We start from the raw sequence: 19,493 nt of genomic DNA, 5'->3' as shown, positions 1-19,493 counted from the left end.
GGTGACGTAGGCGTGGCTCTTCCGCCCCTTACCCCTGAACAGCGCGCAGCCGCGCTCGAAAAGGCCGCCGCGGCTCGCCGGGAGCGGGCCGAGGTCAAGAATCGACTCAAGCACTCCGGCGCCTCCCTCCACGAGGTCATCAAGCAGGGCCAGGAGAACGACGTCATCGGCAAGATGAAGGTCTCCGCCCTCCTGGAGTCCCTGCCCGGCGTGGGCAAGGTCCGCGCCAAGCAGATCATGGAGCGGCTCGGGATCTCCGAATCCCGCCGGGTGCGCGGTCTCGGTTCCAACCAGATCGCCTCCCTGGAGCGCGAGTTCGGCAGCACCGGAGCCTGAGCGGCCGAGCCCGCCCCGGGGTGATTCCCGGGGCTGGTCCGGGCACTCCGGAACAACTGGAATAATCGCTGCATGAGTGAACGTCCGCGGCTGACCGTGCTCTCCGGCCCCTCGGGGGTCGGCAAGAGCACGGTTGTCGCCCATATGCGCAAGGAACACCCCGAGGTCTGGCTCTCGGTGTCGGCCACGACCCGCAAGCCGCGCCCCGGCGAGCAGCACGGTGTCCAGTACTTCTTCGTCACCGACGAGGAAATGGACAAGCTGATCGCCAACGGTGAGCTCCTCGAGTGGGCCGAGTTCGCGGGGAACCGCTACGGCACCCCGCGCCGGGCCGTGCTCGACCGCCTGGAGGCGGGGGAGCCGGTGCTGCTCGAGATCGACCTCCAGGGCGCACGCCTGGTCCGGGAATCGATGCCCGAGGCGCAGCTGGTCTTTCTGGCTCCTCCGAGCTGGGAGGAGCTGGTCCGCCGGCTCACCGGGCGCGGTACGGAGGCGCCGGAGGTCATCGAGCGTCGTCTCGAGGCCGCCAAGGTGGAGCTCGCCGCCGAATCGGAGTTCGACACCACGCTTGTCAATACCTCCGTCGAGGGCGTGGCCCGTGAGCTGCTAGCCTTGATGAAAGTTCTTTGATCTTTAACCCCATCGGAAGGCAGAGAGTGTCCTCTACCATCACCGCGCCCGAGGGCATCATCAACCCTCCGATTGATGAGCTCCTCGAGGCCACCGACTCGAAGTACAGCCTGGTCATCTACGCCGCCAAGCGCGCGCGTCAGATCAACGCGTACTACTCGCAGCTCGGTGAGGGCCTCCTCGAGTACGTCGGCCCGCTCGTGGACACGCACGTCCACGAGAAGCCGCTCTCGATCGCTCTTCGTGAGATCAACGCGGGTCTGCTGACGTCCGAGGCCATCGAGGGCCCGGTTACGTAAGTACCGCGTTTCTGCGGAATTTCTTCATTACAGGCCCGGCAGCGCGACTGCCGGGCCTGTGGTGTGTCATGGAGTCGTACGCTCGCGCTTCAGGGGCGCACGTCCGAGATTCAGGGGAGAAGCCGGTGTCGAAGCCGAAGGTCGTTCTGGGGGTCAGCGGCGGAATCGCCGCCTACAAGGCGTGTGAGCTGCTGCGTCGACTGACGGAGTCCGGCCACGACGTGCGCGTCGTGCCGACCGACTCGGCGCTGCACTTCGTCGGCGCCGCGACCTGGTCGGCACTCTCCGGCAACCCGGTCTCGACGGAGGTCTGGGACTCGGTCCACGAGGTGCCGCACGTGCGCATCGGCCAGCACGCGGACCTCGTGATCGTCGCGCCGGCCACCGCCGACATGCTCGCCAAGGCGGCCCACGGGCTCGCCGACGACCTTCTTACGAACACGCTCCTCACCGCCCGATGTCCGGTCGTCTTCGCCCCCGCGATGCACACCGAGATGTGGGAGCACCCGGCCACCCAGGAGAACATCGCCACGCTGCGCCGCCGCGGCGCCCTCGTCATCGAGCCGGCCGTCGGCCGCCTCACGGGCGTCGACACCGGCAAGGGCCGCTTCCCCGACCCGACGGAGATCTTCGAGTACGCACGCAGGGTGCTCGCGCGCGGCGACGCCCCGCAGGACCTCGCCGGCCGCCACGTGGTCGTCAGCGCCGGCGGCACCCGCGAGCCCCTCGACCCGGTCCGCTTCCTCGGCAACCGCTCCTCCGGAAAGCAGGGCTACGCGCTTGCCCGCACGGCGGCGGCGCGCGGCGCCCGCGTCACGCTGCTCTCGGCCAACGCGGACCTGCCGGATCCGGCGGGCGTCGACGTCGTCCACGTGGGAACGGCCGTTCAGCTGCGCGAGGCGGCCCTCAAGGCGGCCGCCGATGCCGACGCGGTGGTCATGGCCGCGGCCGTCGCCGACTTCCGCCCCGAGGCGTACGCGACCGGGAAGATCAAGAAGAAGGACGGCGAGGAGCCGGCGCCGATCGTCCTCGTCCGCAACCCGGACATCCTTGCCGAGCTGTCCGCCGACCGGGCCCGACCGGGACAAGTCGTCGTAGGCTTCGCCGCGGAGACCGACGACGTCCTCGCGAACGGCCGCGCCAAGCTCGCCCGCAAGGGCTGTGACCTGCTCGTCGTCAACGAGGTGGGGGAGCGCAAGACCTTCGGCTCCGAGGAGAACGAGGCCGTGATCCTGGGCGCCGACGGGCACGAGACCCCGGTCCCCCACGGCCCGAAGGAAGCGCTCGCCGACCGTGTCTGGGACGAGGCGGCGCGCCGCCTCGCGCCCGCGACGGACGGCTGAATCTTTGCCTAACACGCGCGGAACCCCATCGGTGCGTGAAATTCACATCCGGCACCCCTGACGCATGGAAACCCCGAAAACACGCCAATTTCGGGCGAGCAGTACCCTTCCGAAGACCGATCGTCGTATCGCAGAATGCGGTGTCGCAGGTCACAGCACTCCCAGTGGGCGAGACACGTGACCCGGCGGCCGAGTACGACCGATAAACTGTTCCCGGACGGTGCCGGGCGCAGCCCCCCGCACCAACCGTCAAATGATCAGCCAGCAGCCGCTGCAACCACAGGGAGCGTTGTGTCCCGTCGCCTGTTCACCTCGGAGTCCGTGACCGAGGGTCACCCCGACAAGATCGCTGACCAGATCAGCGACACCATTCTCGATGCGCTGCTGCGCGAGGACCCCTCGTCCCGCGTCGCCGTCGAGACGCTGATCACCACTGGCCTCGTGCACGTCGCCGGCGAGGTGACCACGAAGGCGTACGCGCCGATCGCGCAGCTCGTGCGCGACAAGATCCTCGAGATCGGCTACGACTCGTCGAAGAAGGGCTTCGACGGCGCGTCCTGCGGCGTCTCGGTCTCCATCGGCTCGCAGTCGCCCGACATCGCGCAGGGCGTCGACACGGCGTACGAGAAGCGCGTCGAGGGCGATGAAGACGAGCTCGACAAGCAGGGCGCGGGCGACCAGGGCCTGATGTTCGGCTACGCGTGCGACGAGACGCCGGAGCTCATGCCGCTCCCGATCCACCTCGCGCACCGCCTCTCGCGCCGCCTCTCCGAGGTGCGCAAGAACGGGACGATCCCCTACTTGCGCCCCGACGGCAAGACCCAGGTCACCATCGAGTACGACGGCGACAAGGCGGTCCGTCTGGACACGGTCGTGGTCTCCTCGCAGCACGCGAGCGACATCGACCTGGACTCGCTCCTCGCCCCCGACATCCGCGAGTTCGTGGTGGAGCCGGAACTGAAGGCGCTGCTCGACGACGGCATCAAGCTGGAGACCGAGAACTACCGCCTGCTGGTCAACCCGACCGGCCGCTTCGAGATCGGCGGCCCGATGGGCGACGCCGGTCTGACCGGCCGCAAGATCATCATCGACACCTACGGCGGCTACGCCCGCCACGGTGGCGGCGCCTTCTCCGGCAAGGACCCGTCCAAGGTCGACCGCTCGGCCGCGTACGCGATGCGCTGGGTCGCCAAGAACGTCGTGGCCTCGGGGCTCGCCTCGCGCTGCGAGGTCCAGGTCGCGTACGCGATCGGCAAGGCCGAGCCCGTCGGTCTCTTCGTGGAGACCTTCGGTACGGCGACGGTCGACACGGACAAGATCGAGGCCGCGATCTCCGAGGTCTTCGACCTCCGTCCGGCCGCGATCATCCGCGACCTCGACCTGCTGCGTCCGATCTACTCCCTGACGGCCGCGTACGGCCACTTCGGGCGCGCGCTGCCCGAGTTCACGTGGGAGAAGACCGACCGCGTGGACGCGCTGCGCAAGGCCGCGGGGCTGTAGGCCCTCAGCCATTGACCGGTAGGCCTTGAGCCGCTGACCGGTCCCTGGGGCCCGGTTCTCCTTCGGGAGGGCCGGGCCCTTCGGCGTTTCCGGGCCGCTTCTGGGCCGCCCCGGTGTCAGTGCCCTCTGGTAGGAATGCACGTGTGAGCAGCGAGAACGACAGGGGCGACGAGGGCGGGGAGCCGGAGCAGCTTGCGTTGATCCGGGAGAGCGTGCGGGCTGCCAAGGTGCCGAAGGCGAAGCCGCGGACGTGGCGGGGAGCGGCGCTGGCCGAGGAGCTGCCGGTGGCGCGGGTGCTCGTGGACAAGGGGGTGCTGCACCTCGACCGGTACTTCGAGTACGCGGTGCCGAAGGAGCTGGATGCCGCCGCGCAGCCGGGTGTGCGGGTGCGGGTGCGGTTCGGGGCGGGGAACCGGAACGTGCGGGACGGGCGGCGTGAAGGGGGTGGGCTGATTGACGGGTTTCTTGTCGAGCGGGTGGCCGAGGCCGAATATCAGGGGCCGCTCGCCGCGCTCGCGCAGGTCGTGTCGCCCGAGCCCGTGCTCGATGCGGAGTTGCTCGGGCTGACCCGGGCTGTCGCCGACCGGTATGCGGGCAGCCTTGCCGATGTGCTGCAGCTCGCGATTCCGCCGCGGCATGCCAAGGCCGAGGCCCGGGAGTTCGCTGCTCCTCCCGCGCCGCCGGAGGCTCCGGAGGCCGGTTCCTGGGCGCGGTACGAGCGAGGGGCCGACTTTGTGGCTTCGCTGGCCACGGGCGGTGCGCCGCGGGCCGTGTGGACGGCGCTGCCCGGGCCCGAGTGGGCCGACGAGATCGCTCGGGCCGTGCGGGCGACGCTCGCTTCGGGGCGGGGGGCCCTGGTCGTCGTGCCGACCGTGCGGCTCGCGGCGCGCGTCGATGCCGCGCTGCGGGAGGAGTTGGGGGAGGGGCAGCATGCCCTGCTGACGGCCGATGCCGGGCAGCAGCGGCGGTATTCCGAGTGGCTCGCCGTGCGGCGGGGGGCCGCCCGGGCCGTCGTGGGGACGCGGGCGGCCATGTTCGCTCCCGTACGGGACCTGGGACTGGTCGTGGTGTGGGAGGACGGGGACCAGCACCACAGCGATGATCACGCGCCTTTCCCGCATGTGCGGGAGGTCCTGGAGCTGCGGGCCACGCGCGACAAGTGCGCGTTCCTGCTGGGGAGTTGGAGCTGCACGGTCGAGGCCGCCCAGCTGGTGCGCAGCGGGTGGGCCGCCGCCGTGAGCGCGCCGCGGGACGTCGTACGGCGGGTCGCTCCACTCGTACGCACCGTGGGGGACCGGGACGTGGCGCGCGACGAGGCGGCGCGGGCCGCCCGGCTGCCGAGTCTCGCGTGGGAGGTGGCGCGGACCGCGTTGCGCGAGGGGCCTGTGCTGGTGCAGGTACCGAGGCGGGGGTACGTGCCGCGGCTCGCGTGTCAGCGGTGTCGTGAGCCCGCCCGGTGCCGGCAGTGCGCGGGGCCGTTGGAGGCGCGGGAGGCGACCGGGGTGCTCGCGTGCGGGTGGTGCGGGCGAGAGGAAGGCGGCTGGCAGTGCGCCGAGTGCGGGGGTACGCGGTTGCGGGCGCAGGTCGTCGGGGCGCGGCGTACCGCAGAGGAGTTGGGGCGGGCGTTCTCCACCGTGCCGGTGCGGACGTCGGGGCGTGAGCAGGTGCTCGACACGGTTCCGGGGACGCCCGCGCTCGTCGTGAGTACGCCGGGGGCCGAGCCGGTCGCCGAGGGCGGGTACGCGGCGGCGCTGCTGCTCGACGGGTGGGCGATGCTGGGGCGGGCCGATCTGCGGGCGGGGGAGGAGGCGCTGCGGCGGTGGATCGCGGCGTCCGCGCTGGTGCGGCCGCAGGAGGTGGGCGGCGCCGTGGTCGTGGTCGCCGAGCCCACGCTGCGGCCCGTGCAGGCGCTGGTGCGGTGGGACCCCGCGGGGCACGCGGTGCGGGAGCTCGCGGACCGGGCCGAGCTCGGATTTCCGCCTGTGTCACGGATGGCGGCGGTCACGGGGACGGCGGAGGCGGTCGCCGGGTTCATGGGGGCGGTGGAACTTCCGGGGGACGCCGAGGTGTTGGGCCCCGTGCCGGTGCCCGAGGCGATACCCGGTGGCGGGCGGCGGGGCGGGGGCCCGCCGCCCGGGGAGCAGTGGGAGCGGGTGCTGGTGCGGGTGCCGCCGGGCAGTGGCTCCGTGCTCGCGCGTGCCCTGAAGCAGGCGCAGGCGGCGCGGATGGCGCGGGGCGCGGGCGAGCCCGTACGGGTTCGGGTGGATCCGCTCGACATCGGGTGAGAGGGGCGGCGGCCGGCGCCCGGTCGCTCTCGATGCGCGGCACGATCGACGCCGCAGTCACATGCCGCTGCCTCCGCGTACGACAGGTCGCGTACGGGGAGGCAGCGGCAGGTGGCGCGGCCGCTCAGCCGTGGCGCGGGCCGGGGAAGGCGCTGGGGCGCGCGTCGTCGCGCAGGCCCGTGGCGCCCGCGGTCGGCTGGGTGGGCAGAGCGCGGGCGGCGGGTACCGCCGACAGCGGGCCCGCTCCCATCGGCACGGTGGGGCGCGCGGCCTGTGCCGGGGACGGCACGGCGGACGTCGGCGACGCCGGGACCTCCGCCCCGCGCTCGGCCTCGGCCGCCGCCTGGGTGGCCGCCCTGCGCGCCCCGTACCTGCGGTGGACCGCCTGCTTGGTGACGCCGAGCGCGGAGCCCACCGCGTCCCAGGAGAAGCCCAGCGAACGGTCGAAGTCCACGGCTGCGGTGACCAACGTCTCGACGCTGTCGCGCAGTTCCTGGGCGAGACGGACGGTGGGGGCGGGCGCCCTCCCGTAGACGACGAACCCCGCGGAGGGGCCTGAGCGGCGCGGGCGGTAGACGTTGCCCAGCTGTGCGGTGAGGGTGCGCAGTGCGTCCACCTGACGGCGGACCCGCTCGATGTCCCGCACAAGAAGATGCAGGCTGGCCCGTGCCTGGGCGTCGTGGGTTGCGTGGTCGGCCATGAACAAGCCTCTCGAACCGGCGATAAAAAAGGATCGGGCCACGCTCGCGTCAAGCGACACCGACGAAGACGGGTGAACTATGACGAATGACCGATTGCGGCCCATGACTGGTCAACTCTTTCTTGACCAACGCGCCATCCGGTGTGGGGTCACGCTGTTCGGGCGCATCCGCATATGCGAGGGGCGCACGTCAGGACGTGCGCCCCGTACGCGCCCGCCGCACGACGCCCATAGACTGGTGCGCTGCCCGTGACCCTGCCCCGAGAGGCTGTACGCCACCGATGAAGCTCGTCTTCGCAGGCACCCCCGAGGTCGCCGTTCCCGCCCTGGACGCCCTGATCGCCTCCGACCGGCACGAGGTCGCCGCGGTCGTCACCCGGCCCGACGCACCGGCGGGGCGCGGCCGTCGACTGGTCGCGAGCCCGGTCGCCCAGCGGGCCGAGGAGGCCGGCATCGAGGTGCTCAAGCCGGCCAAGCCGCGCGACGAGGAGTTCCTGGCGAGGCTGCGGGAGATCGCTCCCGACTGCTGCCCGGTCGTCGCGTACGGGGCGCTGCTCCCGAAGATCGCGCTCGACGTGCCCGCCCGCGGCTGGGTCAATCTGCACTTCTCGCTGCTGCCCGCGTGGCGTGGCGCCGCGCCCGTGCAGCACGCGGTGATGGCGGGTGACGAGATCACTGGCGCGTCCACGTTCCTCATCGAGGAGGGGCTCGACTCCGGGCCCGTGTACGGGACGGTGACCGAGGCGGTCCGTGCCACCGACACCAGCGGTGACCTGCTGACCCGGCTCGCGTTCGCGGGCGCCGGGCTGCTCTCCGCGACGATGGACGGGATCGAGGACGGCACGATCGAGGCCGTGCCGCAGCCCGCCGACGGCGTCACCCTCGCGCCGAAGATCACCGTGGAGGACGCCCGTATCGACTGGAGCGCGCCGGCCCTGCGGGTCGACCGGGTCGTCCGCGGCTGCACGCCCGCGCCGGGTGCCTGGACCGAGTTCCGCGGCGAGCGGCTCAAGGTGCGCACGGCCGTCCTCGCGCCCGACCGGACCGACCTCGCGCCGGGTGAGATCGGCGCGGGCAAGAAGAACCTCTACGTGGGCACCGGTTCGCACGCCGTCGAGCTGCTCTGGGTGCAGGCGCAGGGCAAGAAGCCGATGGCCGCGGCGGACTGGGCGCGGGGCACCCGGATCGCCGCGGGGGAGACCCTGGGCTGACGGGCCCACGAGGACCGCTGTCGGCGCCGGGACGTACCCTGGGAGGGTTCATCCCGGCGTACGACCCGTGCGTAGCGCCCGTACGATCCCAGCAGCGGAGCACCTTTGAGCGACCAGCCCGGCCGGCCCCCTCGTAAGCCCGGCAAACCCCACCGTCGTCCCAAGAAGGACCCCGTGCGCATCCTCGCCTTCGAGGCGTTGCGCGCGGTGGACGAGCGGGACGCGTACGCGAACCTCGTGCTGCCGCCGCTGCTGCGCAAGGCCCGCGAGAAGGGCGACTTCGACGGGCGCGACGCCGCGCTCGCGACCGAGCTCGTGTACGGGACGCTGCGCAGGCAGGGGACGTACGACGCGATCGTGGCGGCCTGTATCGACCGGCCGCTGCGCGAGGTCGATCCGCCGGTTCTGGACGTCCTGAACCTTGGCGTGCATCAGCTGCTCGGGACGCGGATCCCGACGCACGCCGCCGTGTCCGCGTCGGTCGAGCTGGCGCGCGTCGTGCTCGGTGACGGGCGGGCCAAGTTCGTCAACGCCGTGCTGCGGAAGGTCTCGCAGCACGATCTCGACGCGTGGGTCGAGCGCGTCGCGCCGCCGTACGACGAGGATCCCGACGACCATCTGTCCGTGGTGCATTCGCATCCGCGATGGGTCGTCTCCGCCTTGTGGGACTCGCTGGGCGGCGGCCGTGCCGGGATCGAGGATCTGCTGGAGGCCGACAACGAGCGGCCCGAGGTCACGCTCGTGGCGCGCCCGGGGCGGACCACGGCCGAGGCCGTACTCGCCGAGGTGGGCGAGGAGTCGGGGCTTCCGGGGCGCTGGTCGCCGTACGCCGTGCGGCTCGCCGAGGGTGGCGAACCCGGCTCGTTCGACATCGTGAAGTCGGGGCGGGCCGGTGTGCAGGACGAGGGCAGTCAGCTGGTGGCCATCGCACTGGCGAACGCTCCGGTCGAGGGCCGTGACGAGAAGTGGCTCGACGGTTGCGCGGGCCCCGGCGGCAAGGCGGCGATGCTCGCCGGTCTCGCCGCCGAGCGCGGCGCGACGCTGCTCGCGTCGGAGAAGCAGCCGCACCGGGCCGGGCTCGTCGCGAAGGCGCTGGCCGGGAACCCGGGGCCCTACCAGGTGATCGCCGCGGACGGGACGCGGCCGCCGTGGGGGCCCGGGACGTTCGACCGGATCCTGATGGACGTGCCCTGCACCGGGCTTGGCGCGCTGCGGCGGCGCCCCGAGGCGCGGTGGCGGCGGCGTCCCGAGGACCTGGAGGGGTTCGCTCCGCTGCAGCGGGGCTTGCTGCGCAAGGCGCTCGAGTCCGTGCGGGTGGGGGGTGTCGTGGGGTACGCGACGTGCTCGCCGCATCTCGCGGAGACGCGGGCGGTCGTCGAGGACGTGCTGAAGGGGGTCGGCGGGGCCGAACTCATTGATGCGCGGCCTCTGTTGGAAGGTGTGCCGGGGCTTGGGGAGGGGCCGGATGTGCAGCTCTGGCCCCATCTGCATGGGACCGACGCGATGTATTTGGCGTTGATTCGGCGTACCGCGTAGGTCTTGTTGCGGTCGTGCGGCGCTGGGGTCGCGGGGCTCTGCCCCGGGCCCCGCGCCTCAATCGCCGGCGGGGCTTGATTTGGGCTCGGCCGAGCCTGATTGGTGTCCGGGCTCGCTTGATTTGGGCTCGGGCGGGGTTGATTGGGGAGCACTCGACCGGGACAGCGCGTGTGGCCACCAGACCTTTGGGCCCACGTCCAGGAACAGGGCTGTCACCAGGACCGACCTGACCACGAATGTGTCCAGGAGTACGCCGATCGCCACCGCGAAGCCGATTTCGGCGAAGGCGACCATGGGGAGCGTGCCGAGGGCCGCGAAGGTGCCCGCGAGGACCAGGCCCGCCGACGTGATCACCGCGCCGGTCGCGGCCAGGCCCGTGACGACGCCGGGGCGTGTGCCCTGGCGCGCGGCCTCCTCACGGATGCGGGTCGTGAGGAAGATGTTGTAGTCGATGCCGAGCGCCACCAGGAACACGAAGACGAAGAGCGGGAAGTCCGTCGATTCGCCCGCGTAGTCGAAGAGGTGGCGGAAGGCGAGCGCGCTGATGCCGAGGGCCGCCGCGAAGGACAGGACGACCGTCCCGATCAGCAACAGGGGCGCCACCAGGGCCCGTAGGAGCAGGCACAGGATCAGCAGGACGACCACCAGAACGAGCGGGATCACCAGCTTGTTGTCGTGCGCCGTCGCCCGGTCCATGTCGAGCAGCGCCGCCGTGCCGCCGCCCACCTTGGCATCCGCCCCGTCCACCGCGTGCACCGCGTCGCGCACCCGGTCCACCGTGTCCTTGGCGGCCTGGCTGTCGGCGGGCGCGGTCGTCGTCGCCTCGAACAGGACCCGGCCGTCGGCCGCGGGTTTGGTGTTCGGCGGGACGCCGATGCTGCCTCGTACGACGCCGTCCGTCGCGGCGACGGCGCGGCGCACCTCCAGGCCCTGCCCCTGGTTCGCGACGATGACGAGCGGGTCGCCGGCGCCCGCGGGGAAGTACTCCGCCGAGACTTCCTGTCCCACGATCGAGTCGGGTTTGTCGGTGAACGAGTCGGCGTTGCTGATGCCTTCCGCCTTCAGCTGCATCAGCCCGAGGGAGAGCACGGCGAGCGCCAGGGCCGTCACGGTCCAGATCATCCGCGGACGGCGCGCGATCCGCTGCCCGGTGCGCGCCCACACGCCGCGCTCGGTGGGTTCCGCGCTGCCCATGTGCGGGATCAGCGGCCAGAAGATCCAGCGGCCGAAGATCACGAGCAGGGCGGGGAACAGGGTCAGCATCGCGAGCAGGGCGACGGCGACCCCGATCGCGGCGACCGGGCCGAGCCCCCGCGTCGAGTTCATCTCGGCGGTGAGCAGCATCAGCATGCTGAGCACCACGGTGGCGCCGGAGGCCAGGACTGCCGGGCCCGCCCGGTGCAGGGCGAGCGCCATCGCCTCGTGCCGATCCTCGTGGCGGCGGAGCTCTTCCCTGTATCGGGCGACGAGCAGCAGCGCGTAGTCCGTCCCCGCGCCGAACACGAGGACGGTGAGGATGCCCGCGCTCTGCCCGTTCACGGTGAGCCCCGCGTTCTCCGCGAGGAGATAGATCAGCGCCTGCGCGGTGAAGAGCGCCGCCACCACGCTCAGTACCGGTACGAGCAGCAGGGACGGGCTGCGGTACGTGAACAGCAGGATGACGATGACGATGCCGAGCGCGGAGAGCAGCAGCGTCGAGTCGATGCCGGAGAAGGCCTCGGAGAAGTCCGCCGAGGTGCCGCCGGGACCCGTGATGTGGATCTTCAGATCGCCCACGGACGTGCCGGTCGCGTCGCGGATGGAGTCCACGGCGGGGGTGATCCGCTCGAAGCCCGAGGCGTCCATCGTGACCGGGACGTAGACCTGGGCCGCCGACGGGCCCGGCCTCTTGTCGAGGACGGGGCCGCGGGTCTCCGTGCCCCGTACCCCGTGCGCGCTCAGCTGCTTGATCTGGGCGACGTCCTTGGCGATCCGGGCGCGGTCCGCGACGGTGAGCCCGCCCTCGCGCGCGTAGATCACCACGGCGGGGATGGTCTCCGGCCTGAATTCCTTGGAGATGTCGAGGACTTGGGTGGACTCGGCGGAGCCCGGCAGCCAGGACTGCGCGTCGTTGTCCTGTGCGTCGGTGAGTTTCTGGGCGAGCGGAGCGCTGCCCACGAGGACGACGAGCCACAGCAGGAGCACCAGCCACTTGCTGCGCCGCCCGCACACGAGCCGCGCCACTCCACGGCGCCCGGGCGCCGTGCTCACAGTGCTCTGTACGTCCGCCATGGCGTCCCCCGCTGCGTCGTGCGCGGTACTCCGGGGGCCAACCGCCGACCCCCGCTGCGAGCCGCCCAGAATGGCACGGGCGGGCACGGCTCGGTATCGGTCTCAGGGCTTGGTCCGGACCGAGGCGGGCAACCGGCGCCGGGCATGGCACGCTTGGGTCATGGCCGTGCAGATCAACCCCAGCATCCTGTCCGCGGACTTCGCCCGCCTTGCCGACGAGGCAAAGGCCGCCGAAGGCGCCGATTGGCTCCATGTCGACGTCATGGACAACCACTTCGTCCCGAACCTGACCCTCGGGGTTCCGGTCGTAGAGTCGCTGGCGCGCGCGACGGACACCCCGCTGGACTGCCATCTGATGATCGAGGACCCCGATCGCTGGGCCCCTCAGTACGTCGAAGCGGGTGCCGGGTCCGTCACCTTCCACGCGGAGGCGGCCGCAGCCCCCGTCCGGCTCGCGCGTGAGATCCGCGCCAAGGGCGCCCGCGCCTCGATGGCCCTGAAGCCGGCGACGCCGATCGAGCCGTACGAGGATCTGCTCCCCGAGCTCGACATGCTGTTGATCATGACGGTTGAGCCGGGATTCGGCGGGCAGGCGTTCCTGGACATCATGCTGCCCAAGATCCGCCGCACCCGTGAGCTGATCGGGAAGCACGGTCTGGAGCTGTGGCTGCAGGTCGACGGCGGAGTGTCCGCCGCGACGATCGAGCGGTGCGCCGAGGCGGGCGCCGACGTCTTCGTAGCCGGTTCGGCCGTCTACGGGGCGAAGGATCCGGCGGAGGCGGTACGTGCACTGCGCACCCAGGCGGAGGGCGCCACGGCGTCCGCGGGCTGGGCGTGCGACCACTGAGCCACCGGTACGTGAACGACGTCCATCGGGGCTGATCAACCGCGTCGGATCTGCAAGGATGAACGACGTATCCAGGTTGTGAACAGCAGATGGTCCGTGAGCCGATTCGTGAGCAGCAGTCGATCTCATGACGTAAAAGAAGTTTCGTGACGTAAAAGAAGTGAGGAGAACGCCGTGTCCGCATCATCGGCGGGACGGGCGGCCCTGCGGATGGGACCCGCGGAGCTGGTGCAGGCGGCGGCCATGGCCCGTCGCTTCTACCTCGAGGGCAAGTCCAAGATCCAGATCGCCGAGGAGTTCGGCGTGAGCCGCTTCAAGGTGGCACGGGTCCTCGAGACCGCCCTCGAGCGGGATCTCGTACGCATCGAGATCCGGGTCCCTGCCGAGCTGGACGCGGAGCGTTCCGACGCGCTGCGGGCCCGCTACGGCCTGCGGCACGCGGTCGTGGTCGAGTCGCCCGCCGAGATCGACGACTCCTCCGACCCGGAGAACCTGGGCGAGGTCGCCGCCGATCTGCTCGGCGAGCTGGTCACCGAGGGCGATGTGCTCGGCCTCGCGTGGGGCCGCTCCACCATCCACATGGCGGCCGCCCTCGACCGGCTTCCGCCGTGCACCGTGGTGCAGTTGACGGGCGTGTACGACGCGGGGACCGCGGAGCGCGGCTCCGTGGAGGCCGTGCGGCGTGCGGCGCAGGTGTCGGGCGGCGACGCGCACCCGATCTACGCGCCGATGCTGCTGCCGGACGCCGCGACGGCGGGGGCGCTGCGCAACCAGACGGGGATCGCCCGCGCCTTCGAGTACTTCGACAAGGTCACCGTCGCGTGTGTGTCCATCGGCTCCTGGGAGCCGGGCATCTCGACCGTGCACGACATGCTGAGCGACGAGGAGCGCGCGCACTACGCGTCCCTGGGTGTCGCGGCGGAGATGTCTGCGCACCTGTTCGATGCGCAGGGGCGGCGGGTCGGGCGGGACCTCGGGGAGCGGTGCATCACCGTCGAGGCGGATCGTCTTCGGCGGATACCGGAGGTCGTGGCGATCGCGGGTGGCCAGCGGAAGGCTGGCGCCATCGACGCGGTGCTGCGGTCGGGGCTCGTGACCAGCCTGGTCACGGACACGGCTGCGGCCGATTTCCTGTTGGCGGCCGGGTCTGCGCCGAAGCCGGCGTTGCAGCGGGCTGATCCGGATGGTGTGTGACGGTCGGAGTGCGTGACGTCTCGGGGCTCTGCCCCGGGCCCCGCGCCTCAATCTCCCCCAGCTAACGCTGGGAGGTGCCCCCTGCGGGGCTTGAACGGGAGGGGTCGGTGGGTGTGCCGCGGATTGATCTTCATGGAGTCGTCGACAAGGACGGGTTCATGGACCGGTGCGCCGCCGCGCTCGGGCTGCCGTCGTGGTTCGGGCGGAACTGGGACGCCCTTGCCGACGCCCTCGGTGATCCGGGGCAGCTGCCCGAGGCCCCCGAGGGCGCGCCGCTCGTCGTGGTCGTGAGCGGGTGGGCCGGGTTCGCCGAGCGGGAGCCCGGCCAGTGGGAGACCGCCCGTGAGGTGTTCGCACAGGCCTCGGCCGCGCAGATCCGCGTGGAGCTCGGAGGATCATCCAAGGATCGGCTCTGACCTTGGGATGTTCGGCCCGGAGACTCGACTTCGGCTGACGTGGGAAAATGAAGTACGTGCTTTGTGCTCCGGGAGCAGACTTCTGGGGCCCCCTTCTACCGACTGGGATGTCCGCACGTGCGTTTCCTCAATGACATCAAGCCCGCGTACGACCTGACGTACGACGACGTCTTCATGGTGCCGAGCCGGAGCGCGGTCGGCTCCCGGCAGGCCGTGGACCTTTCGTCGCCGGACGGCACGGGCACCACGATCCCGCTGGTCGTCGCCAATATGACCGCGATCGCCGGGCGTCGTATGGCCGAGACCGTCGCCCGCCGCGGTGGCCTCGTCGTCATTCCGCAGGACATCCCGATCGAGGTCGTCACCGAGGTCATCTCCTGGGTCAAGACGCGCCACCTGGTGCTCGACACCCCGATCGTCCTCGCGCCGACGCAGACCGTCGCGGACGCCCTCGCGCTGCTCAACAAGCGCGCGCACAACGCCGGTGTCGTCGTCGACGACGAGCAGCGGCCCGTCGGTGTCGTCACCGACCAGGACCTCACCGGCGTCGACCGCTTCACGCAGCTGTCCGAGGTCATGTCCAAGGACCTGCTGCTGCTCGACGCGGACATCGACCCGCGCGACGCCTTCAACAAGCTGGACGGCGCCAACCGTCGCTACGCCCCGGCCGTCGACAAGGAAGGCCGCCTCGCCGGCATCCTGACGCGCACCGGCGCCCTGCGCGCGACCCTCTACACCCCGGCCACCGACGCCAACGGCAAGCTGCGCATCGCCGCCGCCGTGGGCATCAACGGTGACGTGGCGGGCAAGGCCAAGCAGCTGCTCGACGCCGGCGCCGACACGCTCGTCATCGACACGGCCCACGGCCACCAGGAGTCGATGATCGAGGCGATCAAGAAGGTCCGCGCGCTCGACCCGCAGGTGCCGATCGTCGCGGGCAACATCGTGGCCGCCGAGGGCGTCAAGGACCTGATCGAGGCCGGCGCCGACATCATCAAGGTCGGTGTCGGACCCGGCGCCATGTGCACCACGCGCATGATGACCGGCGTCGGCCGGCCGCAGTTCTCCGCCGTCCTGGAGTGCGCCGCAGAGGCCAAGAAGTACGGCAAGCACGTGTGGGCCGACGGTGGCGTGCGGCACCCGCGCGACGTCGCCATGGCGCTCGCCGCCGGCGCCTCCAACGTCATGATCGGTTCGTGGTTCGCGGGCACGTACGAGTCCCCGGGCGACCTGCAGCACGACGCCAAGGGCCGCGCCTACAAGGAGTCCTTCGGCATGGCCTCGGCCCGCGCCGTGAAGAACCGGACGAGCGACGAGTCCTCCTACGACCGCGCCCGCAAGGCGCTCTTCGAGGAGGGCATCTCCACCTCGCGGATGTTCCTCGACCCGGAGCGCCCGGGCGTCGAGGACCTGATCGACTCGGTCATCGCGGGTGTCCGCTCCTCCTGCACGTACGCCGGTGCCAACTCGCTCGCCGAGTTCGAGCAGCGCGCCACCATCGGCATCCAGTCCGCCGCCGGCTACGCCGAGGGCAAGCCGCTGCACGCCAGCTGGAGCTAACAGCACGACGTACCTGGAACCCCGCGTCCCTCTTCGGAGGGGCGCGGGGTTCGTCGTTTTCGCCTCATGGGGAGACCGAACCGAGCACACCCGGGCGCAACGGACCAAACGGACCGCGCAACGATCGTCCGCGTCCGGGAAGGTAGCGCAACGATCATGCGCGACTGCGCAAGGTTGCTGCATTACTCCTGGGAACAGAACTCCTCTAGAGTCATCCGCTGTACGTTGCGTGGCGGGGGTTCGGCCTGCTCGGCGGGACCCGTTTGACGGGTGTGCTCCGCCGCGTCCCCCTCGCTGCGGTCAACCTCACCCGGCAGCGATCAAGGAGCCAGTCCGTGCTCGACCACGGCGCACCCCCGCGCACCCCGCAAGCCGCTCCCGCGCCCGCGGGACTCGGCGCCCGCCTGATGCGGCGCAAGCCGGTAGATCTGCTGGTCGCGGAGGGCGGCCAGGGCGAAGGCGGATCGCTGCGGCGCTCCCTCGGGCTCTGGCAGCTGACCATGATCAGCATCGGTGCCACGCTCGGCACCGGCATCTTCGTGGTGCTCGGCGAGGCCGTGCCGAAGGCCGGTCCCGCCGTCACGCTGTCCTTCGTGATCGCCGGTCTCACCGCGCTCTTCTCGGCGCTCTCGTACGCCGAACTGGCCGGTACCATCCCGGTCGCCGGCTCCTCCTATTCGTATGCGTACGCAACGATGGGCGAACTTCTCGCCTGGGTGTGCGGCTGGTGTCTGGTCCTGGAGTACGGGGTCTCGGTCGCCGCGGTGGCCGTCGGCTGGGGCGAGTACCTCAACGAGCTGCTCGACGGGACGATAGGCGTCACGATCCCGGCAGCGCTGTCCGCGCCGCCCGGTGACGGCGGGATCTTCAACCTGCCCGCGCTCATCGTGGTGATGCTCGCCATGGTGTTCCTGCTGGGCGGCGCCAAGGAGTCCGCGCGGGCCAACACCATCATGGTCGCCGTGAAGATCGCGGCCCTGATCCTCTTCTGCGTCATCGGCTTCATGGGCTTCAAGTCCGGCAACTACGAGGACTTCATGCCGCTCGGCATGGCGGGCGTGAGCGCCGCGGGTGCCACGCTCTTCTTCTCGTACATCGGCTTCGACGCCGCCTCCACCGCCGGTGAGGAGGCGAAGAACCCGCAGCGCGACCTGCCGCGCGCCATCATGCTGTCGCTGATCATCGTCACCGCGCTGTACGTCCTCGTGGCCGCCGTCGCCGTGGGCGCCCGCCCCTGGACGCACTTCACCGACTCCGAGGCGACGCTCGCCGCGATCATGAAGGACGTCACGGGACAGCCCTTCTGGGGCACGGTGCTCGCCGCCGGCGCGGTGATCGCCATCGCGTCCGTCGTGCTCACCGTGCTCTACGGGCAGACCCGCGTGCTGTTCGCGATGTCCCGCGACGGCCTCGTGCCCAAGGTGTTCTCGAAGGTGCACCCGAAGACCGGGGCGCCGCGCGCCAACACGGTCATCGTGTCCCTGTTCTGCGGTGTGCTCGCGGCCGCCATTCCGCTCGGCCAGCTCGCCGACGCCACCAGCATCGGCACGCTCTTCGCGTTCGCCCTGGTCAACATCGCCGTGATCATGCTGCGCCGGACCCGCCCGGACATGAAGCGCACCTTCCGCGTGCCGCTGTCGCCGGTCCTGCCGATCATCGGTTTCGCGCTCTGTGTGTGGATGATGGGCAGCCTGTCCGCTATCACCTGGATCGTCTTCGGTGTCTGGATGGCCGTCGGTCTCGTGTTCTACTTCAGTTACGGGATGCGCCGCTCCCGCCTGGCCGCCCCGGACGCGGGCCTCGTAGACGCAGAAAAGTGAACCTCCTGCCTTGCTGAACGATCTCGACGAACGCATCGTGCACGCCCTCGCCGAGGACGCCCGCCGCTCCTATGCCGACATCGGCCAGCAGATCGGCCTGTCCGCGCCCGCCGTGAAGCGCCGCGTGGACCGGCTGCGGGCCACCGGCGCGATCACCGGGTTCACGGTGCGCGTCGACCCGGCCGCGCTCGGCTGGGAGACCGAGGGGTTCATCGAGATGTACTGCCGCTCCAACACCTCGCCGGAGGCGATCCGGCGAGGCCTGGAGCGTTACCCCGAGGTCGTGTCCGCTTCCACTGTCACCGGTGAGGCGGACGCGATCGTCCAGGTCTTCGCCTCCGACATGCGGCACTTCGAGCGGGTCCTGGAGCGGATCGCGGGGGAGCCGTTCGTCGAGCGGACGAAATCGGTGCTGGTGCTGTCGCCGCTGATGCGGCGTTTCACGTCGGGATCGCCTGCGTAGCGAGGTCTGAGTGAGGCCCGAGCGAGGTCTGAGCGACGCCCGAGCGCGGTCTGAGCGAGGCCCACGGGCCCCGCGCAACGAATCGCCGTTCGGCGGGAAAATCACGCAACGAACAGCTCGGCAGCGTGCAACAGGTGCTTCTTGTCCGGGGTGACGGGCGACCGCAGACTCTATGTGACCCCGAACCCCGCCCCGTACCGGTTGAGGACACGCATGCGCACCGCCCTGCTCCAGAGCTCAGGACACCCCGGCTCGACCGCCGCGAACCTCAAGGTTCTCGACGCCGCCGCGGGCCGGGCCGCCGCCGCGGGTGCCGGGGTCCTCGTGACCTCGGAGATGTTCCTGACCGGGTACGCGATCGGGGACGACGTGGCCCGGCTCGCCGAGCCCGCCGACGGGGACGCGGCCGACGCGATCGCCGAGATCGCGCACCGGCACGGCCTCGCCGTCGCCTACGGCTACCCGGAGCGCGCGGGCGACGCCGTCTTCAACTCCGTACAGCTGATCTCCGCCGAAGGTGCCCGCCTCGCGAACTACCGCAAGACGCACCTCTTCGGCTGCTTCGAGCGCGAGCAGTTCACGCCCGGTGAACAGCCGGTGGTTCAGGCCGAGGTGAACGGTCTGCGGGTCGGCCTGATGATCTGCTACGACGTCGAGTTCCCGGAGAACGTCCGTGCGCACGCCCTCGCCGGCACCGACCTGCTGCTCGTGCCGACGGCGCAGATGCACCCCTTCCAGTTCGTCGCCGAATCGGTCGTGCCGGTGCGCGCCTTCGAGAACCAGATGTACGTCGCGTACGTCAACCGGGTCGGCGCGGAAGGGGAGTTCGAGTTCGTCGGGCTCTCCACACTCGCAGGTCCCGACGGGGTGGCCCGCGCCCGAGCGGGCCGCGGCGAGGAGCTCGTGTTCGCCGACGCCGACCCCGACTTCCTCGCCGCCTCCCGCGCGGCCAACCCGTATCTGAGCGACCGCCGCCCGGGCCTCTACGGCTCGCTCGCCTCCTGAACGGCCCTGCCGCTCACCTCCTGAGGCTCACCATCCGAGGCCGACCGCACGGCCTCAACTCCCGCTTCCTGCCCAGC

17 protein-coding genes are annotated in these 19,493 nt (G+C 71.1%); 15 read left to right on the top strand and 2 right to left on the bottom strand.

What is annotated here, in order from left to right:
- Nucleotides 1-12: 12 nt before the first annotated feature.
- The 6 genes from OHA73_RS10085 to OHA73_RS10060 all read left to right on the top strand — a co-directional run bounded on the left by OHA73_RS10085 (nucleotide 13) and on the right by OHA73_RS10060 (nucleotide 6,393).
- A complete protein-coding gene (locus OHA73_RS10085; RefSeq protein WP_026246651.1) occupies nucleotides 13-336 on the top strand; it encodes an integration host factor in 324 nt (107 codons plus the stop codon).
- A gap of 72 nt (nucleotides 337-408) precedes the next feature.
- Nucleotides 409-966, top strand: coding sequence for a guanylate kinase (gene gmk, locus OHA73_RS10080; RefSeq protein ID WP_266721823.1), 558 nt, complete (start codon nucleotides 409-411; stop codon nucleotides 964-966).
- A gap of 26 nt (nucleotides 967-992) precedes the next feature.
- Nucleotides 993-1,265 carry a DNA-directed RNA polymerase subunit omega gene (gene rpoZ, locus OHA73_RS10075; RefSeq protein WP_266721825.1) on the top strand — a complete coding sequence of 91 codons (273 nt, stop codon included), beginning with the start codon at nucleotides 993-995 and terminating at the stop codon, nucleotides 1,263-1,265.
- Between the two features lie 68 nt (nucleotides 1,266-1,333).
- Nucleotides 1,334-2,608 (top strand): bifunctional phosphopantothenoylcysteine decarboxylase/phosphopantothenate--cysteine ligase CoaBC, encoded by a 1,275-nt coding sequence (gene coaBC, locus OHA73_RS10070; protein ID WP_443063054.1) that lies wholly within the window; start codon nucleotides 1,334-1,336, stop codon nucleotides 2,606-2,608.
- A 291-nt stretch (nucleotides 2,609-2,899) separates the two neighbouring features.
- The gene (metK, locus tag OHA73_RS10065) at nucleotides 2,900-4,108 is read left to right on the top strand and encodes a methionine adenosyltransferase (RefSeq protein WP_266721829.1); all 1,209 of its coding nucleotides are present in this window, start codon (nucleotides 2,900-2,902) and stop codon (nucleotides 4,106-4,108) included.
- A gap of 143 nt (nucleotides 4,109-4,251) precedes the next feature.
- Nucleotides 4,252-6,393 carry a primosomal protein N' gene (locus OHA73_RS10060; protein ID WP_327654890.1) on the top strand — a complete coding sequence of 714 codons (2,142 nt, stop codon included), beginning with the start codon at nucleotides 4,252-4,254 and terminating at the stop codon, nucleotides 6,391-6,393.
- 124 nt (nucleotides 6,394-6,517) lie between these two features.
- Here OHA73_RS10060 and OHA73_RS10055 read toward each other — a convergent pair whose 3' ends face one another.
- A complete protein-coding gene (locus tag OHA73_RS10055; RefSeq protein ID WP_266721833.1) occupies nucleotides 6,518-7,093 on the bottom strand; it encodes a hypothetical protein in 576 nt (191 codons plus the stop codon).
- A 281-nt stretch (nucleotides 7,094-7,374) separates the two neighbouring features.
- Here OHA73_RS10055 and fmt point away from each other — a divergent pair, with 281 nt between their 5' ends.
- On the top strand, nucleotides 7,375-8,304 hold the full coding sequence (fmt, locus tag OHA73_RS10050; protein ID WP_266721835.1) for a methionyl-tRNA formyltransferase: 930 nt from the start codon (nucleotides 7,375-7,377) through the stop codon (nucleotides 8,302-8,304).
- A gap of 105 nt (nucleotides 8,305-8,409) precedes the next feature.
- Nucleotides 8,410-9,840: an RsmB/NOP family class I SAM-dependent RNA methyltransferase gene (locus tag OHA73_RS10045; protein WP_266721837.1), complete on the top strand. Its 1,431-nt coding sequence runs from the start codon at nucleotides 8,410-8,412 to the stop codon at nucleotides 9,838-9,840.
- Nucleotides 9,841-9,897: 57 nt separating this feature from the next.
- Here the strand turns inward: OHA73_RS10045 and OHA73_RS10040 are convergent, their stop codons facing one another.
- On the bottom strand, nucleotides 9,898-12,111 hold the full coding sequence (locus OHA73_RS10040; protein ID WP_327654889.1) for an MMPL family transporter: 2,214 nt from the start codon (nucleotides 12,109-12,111) through the stop codon (nucleotides 9,898-9,900).
- A 160-nt stretch (nucleotides 12,112-12,271) separates the two neighbouring features.
- On the opposite strand from OHA73_RS10040, the gene rpe reads away from it, so the two are divergent.
- From rpe to OHA73_RS10005, 7 genes are all read left to right on the top strand, one after another.
- The gene (gene rpe, locus OHA73_RS10035) at nucleotides 12,272-12,958 is read left to right on the top strand and encodes a ribulose-phosphate 3-epimerase (protein WP_266721841.1); all 687 of its coding nucleotides are present in this window, start codon (nucleotides 12,272-12,274) and stop codon (nucleotides 12,956-12,958) included.
- A gap of 210 nt (nucleotides 12,959-13,168) precedes the next feature.
- Entirely contained in the window at nucleotides 13,169-14,152 is a 984-nt protein-coding gene (locus OHA73_RS10030) for a sugar-binding transcriptional regulator (RefSeq protein ID WP_266725612.1), read from the top strand.
- A gap of 158 nt (nucleotides 14,153-14,310) precedes the next feature.
- A complete protein-coding gene (locus OHA73_RS10025) occupies nucleotides 14,311-14,568 on the top strand; it encodes a barstar family protein (RefSeq protein ID WP_443063053.1) in 258 nt (85 codons plus the stop codon).
- Between the two features lie 117 nt (nucleotides 14,569-14,685).
- Nucleotides 14,686-16,128, top strand: coding sequence for a GuaB1 family IMP dehydrogenase-related protein (locus tag OHA73_RS10020; RefSeq protein ID WP_266721845.1), 1,443 nt, complete (start codon nucleotides 14,686-14,688; stop codon nucleotides 16,126-16,128).
- Between the two features lie 335 nt (nucleotides 16,129-16,463).
- The gene (locus OHA73_RS10015; RefSeq protein ID WP_266721847.1) at nucleotides 16,464-17,948 is read left to right on the top strand and encodes an amino acid permease; all 1,485 of its coding nucleotides are present in this window, start codon (nucleotides 16,464-16,466) and stop codon (nucleotides 17,946-17,948) included.
- A 10-nt stretch (nucleotides 17,949-17,958) separates the two neighbouring features.
- Entirely contained in the window at nucleotides 17,959-18,411 is a 453-nt protein-coding gene (locus tag OHA73_RS10010) for an Lrp/AsnC family transcriptional regulator (RefSeq protein WP_266721849.1), read from the top strand.
- A gap of 213 nt (nucleotides 18,412-18,624) precedes the next feature.
- Nucleotides 18,625-19,416, top strand: coding sequence for a carbon-nitrogen hydrolase family protein (locus OHA73_RS10005; RefSeq protein WP_266721851.1), 792 nt, complete (start codon nucleotides 18,625-18,627; stop codon nucleotides 19,414-19,416).
- Nucleotides 19,417-19,493: the final 77 nt, after the last annotated feature.

The organism is Streptomyces sp. NBC_00483 (assembly GCF_036013745.1).
GTDB lineage: Bacteria > Actinomycetota > Actinomycetes > Streptomycetales > Streptomycetaceae > Streptomyces.
This window is presented reverse-complemented; position numbering and strand designations above follow the sequence as displayed.